General features: G+C 67.1%; 4 protein-coding genes. 2 read left to right on the forward strand and 2 right to left on the reverse strand.

Annotated elements, in window-relative coordinates:
• Nucleotides 1-1,272 (forward strand): sensor histidine kinase (locus AC1DHX_RS20485; protein WP_476900443.1); only part of this gene is annotated, 1,272 nt, incomplete at its 5' end.
• 33 nt (nt 1,273-1,305) lie between these two features.
• Here the strand turns inward: AC1DHX_RS20485 and AC1DHX_RS20490 are convergent.
• A complete protein-coding gene (locus tag AC1DHX_RS20490) occupies nt 1,306-2,037 on the reverse strand; it encodes a response regulator (protein ID WP_026538734.1) in 732 nt (243 codons plus the stop codon).
• 309 nt (nt 2,038-2,346) lie between these two features.
• Here AC1DHX_RS20490 and AC1DHX_RS20495 point away from each other — a divergent pair, with 309 nt between their 5' ends.
• Nucleotides 2,347-2,790: a universal stress protein gene (locus AC1DHX_RS20495; protein WP_476858583.1), complete on the forward strand. Its 444-nt coding sequence runs from the start codon at nt 2,347-2,349 to the stop codon at nt 2,788-2,790.
• A 34-nt stretch (nt 2,791-2,824) separates the two neighbouring features.
• Here AC1DHX_RS20495 and AC1DHX_RS20500 read toward each other — a convergent pair.
• On the reverse strand, nt 2,825-3,082 hold a 258-nt coding region (locus AC1DHX_RS20500), incomplete at its 5' end, for a pyridoxamine 5'-phosphate oxidase family protein (protein WP_476900444.1).

Raw genomic sequence — 3,082 nt, forward strand, 5'->3', positions numbered from 1 at the left:
ATGCAGTCCTTCCTGGGGGTMCCGGTCCGSGTCCGGGASGTGGTGTTCGGCAACCTCTACCTCACGGAAAAAGAAGGCGGAGACGACTTTTCCGCCGAAGACGAGGCCCTGGCCGTCGCSTTGGCSGCMGCSGCCGGYGTYGCCATCGAAAATGCCCGGCTCTACGACGACGCCCGCCGCCGGGCCCGCTGGCTGGAGGCCTGCATGGACGTCTCCGGGCTGATGCTGAGCACGGACCGCGACTACACCTCGGGCGGCCTGGACCCGATAGCCGGCCGCGCGCTCCAGGAGTCCGCGTCCTCACTCGCCCTCCTGGTGGCCCCCGCCGCCAACGCCATGGCCCACGTGGTGATCGGCGTTGCCGGTGAGCGCGGCACGGCGTTTTCGGGACGGTCACTGCATTTGGAGTCAAAGCTCCTGGAAGGTGTCCTCGAAGGCGGCGAGCCAGTGCTGTTCGACGACGCATCCGAAGTGTTGGGGGAGGTCGACGGTGCAGTCACCGGCCCGCTGCTGGCAGTGGCCCTGAGTACCCAGGGCGCCCACCATGGCCTCCTGCTGCTGGCACGGGACAAGGAGTCGGTGCGCTACGCCCRGACCGACATCGAAATGGGGGCCGTCTTCGGCTCCCACGTGGCCCTCGCCTTGGAACTTGCCCGGGTGCACCGGCTGCGGGAGGAGCTTCTGGTCTTCACCGACCGCGACAGGATCGCCCGGGACCTGCATGACCTCGTCATCCAGCGGCTGTTCGCCGCCGGGCTGAGCGTACAGAGCCTGACCCGTTTCACCAAGGAGGATCTGGCGCTGGAGCGCATCCGCAACATCACCGGCGAACTCGACGAGGCGATCCGCAGCCTGCGCGACACCATTTACTCGCTCAAGAGCAACACAGGCGAGATCGAACTGCTGAGCGGCCGGATCCGTCGGGTCACTCGCAGTTCGTCCAAGTCCATGCCGTTCCCGCCGCGCCTGACCATCACGGGACCCGTGGATGCCGTGACACCGGACAAGGCCGACAACGTCGTGGCCGTGGTTTCCGAGGGGCTCAGCAACGCCATCCGGCACTCCGGGGCGGATACAATCTCGGTCTCGGTTGCGGTCGTTAAGGGCAGGGTGACGGTGGTGATCAGCGACAACGGCGCCGGATTCACTCAACCCGAAAAACGCAACGGGCTAAGCAACCTCGAGGACCGGGCGCGCATGCTCGACGGCGAATGCACCATCACGAGCGTGCCCGACTCCGGTACCAGCCTGGAATGGTCGGTGCCCCTGTAACCGGCACGCCCGAAGGTCCGGTTTCCGCGGAGCCTATCCGACGCTGCGGGGCCGGATTACTTCGCCGGTTCGCCCGCCGGCGGCCGCCGGAAATGCCGGGCTGGCGATGAAGACGGCTGCCTGCGTGCGGCGTTCGAATCCGAGCTTGGCCAGCAGGGACGACACATAGTTCTTGACGGTCTTTTCCGCCAGGAACATTTCGGCGGCAATCTGCCGGTTGGTCAGTCCGCCGCCTACCAGCTCCAGGACCTTGCGTTCCTGGGGCGTGAGGGAGGAGGTGCGCGGGTCGACCTCTTCGGCCTCCACCAGGCTGTCCACGACGCCGGCGGCCACGCCTTCCTCGAAGAGGGACTCGCCCGCTGCTGCCCGCCGCAGGGCGCCGATCAGGTCCGTGCCGCCGATCTCCTTCAGCACGTATCCGCGTGCCCCGGCCAGGACGGCGCCGCGCAGGGCCTGTTCGTCGTCGAAGCTCGTCAGGATGATGCAGTTCAGGGACGGGTCCACCGACCTCACGTCCCGGCAGACCTCGATGCCGGTTCCGTCCGGCAGACGGGCGTCCAGCACACAGACATCAGGATGCAGCGCGGGAATCCGCCGGGTCGCCTCCACCGCGGATCCGGAACTGCCGACGACGGCAAACCCCTCGCCTTCGAGAAGTTCCTGCAGCCCGCGCCTGACAAGTTCGTGATCATCAAGGATAAAGACGCGGATCACCGCCTGCCCGCCATCAGGTGCAGTGAGACCTGCGTCTGCCCAGGCAATCATGATTCTCCCGTCCGGCCGCTCGCGCGACCGCTCGATACTGTTAATGACACCATGCTCTTTGTCACGAGATGCTGTCCTTCGTCTGCTGACCCCAGCCTCTGCCATTCTTGTGCACCGGGGCGGCGCGGACAAGGGTCATAGTGCCCGACAGGCCGCCTCCGGCCAGTCGCCCGGAACGTTTTCGGGTGGCCCGCCAGCCGGGCTGCGTGCATGCCCTTTGGCCCTAGGCGTCATGCCGGCCGAAGGAAATCATGGGAGCGTCGCCATCTGGCGCGGGAAGCTCGGCCGGTACGAGGGCAAAGGATTGCGATGAACGAAGTCAGGGACGTCCGGAAGATCGTGGTAGGCGTTGACGGCTCGGACGCTTCGGTGTCCGCGTTGCGGCATGCGCAGGCCCTCGCGGTGCCCCTGGCCGCCAAGGTCGTCGCAGTGGCATGCTGGGACTACCCGCCGGTGTACGACGGCTATGTCGCCGTCGGCATCGAGGACTTCGACGTCCGGGCCGGGGAAATCCTGGCCGAGGCGGTGGCGAAGGCCTTCGGCCCGGACACCCCGGACAACGTCGAGGCCCGCCTCATCCAGGGGCACCCCCGCCGCATGCTGATCGAGGAGAGCAAAGCCGCGGACATGCTTGTTCTGGGCCGCCGCGGCCACGGCGGATTCGGTGGACTGTTACTGGGATCTGTGAGTTCCGCCTGTGTGGCACATGCGCATTGCCCGGTGCTGGTGGTCCACTCGCCAGAACACGGCTGACGCCGCAATCCTGCCGGGAGGGTGCCCGGGGGTTCTATTCGAAGGTGGCCCGGCGCGGATCCGCGAGCCGGGTGGTCCACACATCGGGCCGGTTGACCTTGAAGCGTCGTCCGGTCAGGGCTTTGGGAGCCACCCGCACGTAGTAGGCCTTCTCGCCGGGCTGCCAGGGCTCCAGGAGCAGGGAGTCAATTTCGTCCTTCTCCTCCTGGCTCTCGATGACCTCGGCTTCCCCGCGCGCCATTACGCTCCAGGCCGTCTCGTCGCGGGCGTCGTAGCCGTCGATCTCAAATGC

The organism is Arthrobacter sp. 05N33_2, assembly GCF_056397425.1.

Bases quoted from the DNA above. Each gene is read 5' to 3' on its own strand.
- AC1DHX_RS20490 (WP_026538734.1), bottom strand. From the start codon at position 2,037: ATGATTGCCTGGGCAGACGCAGGTCTCACTGCACCTGATGGCGGGCAG.
- AC1DHX_RS20495 (WP_476858583.1), top strand. From the start codon at position 2,347: ATGAACGAAGTCAGGGACGTCCGGAAGATCGTGGTAGGCGTTGACGGC.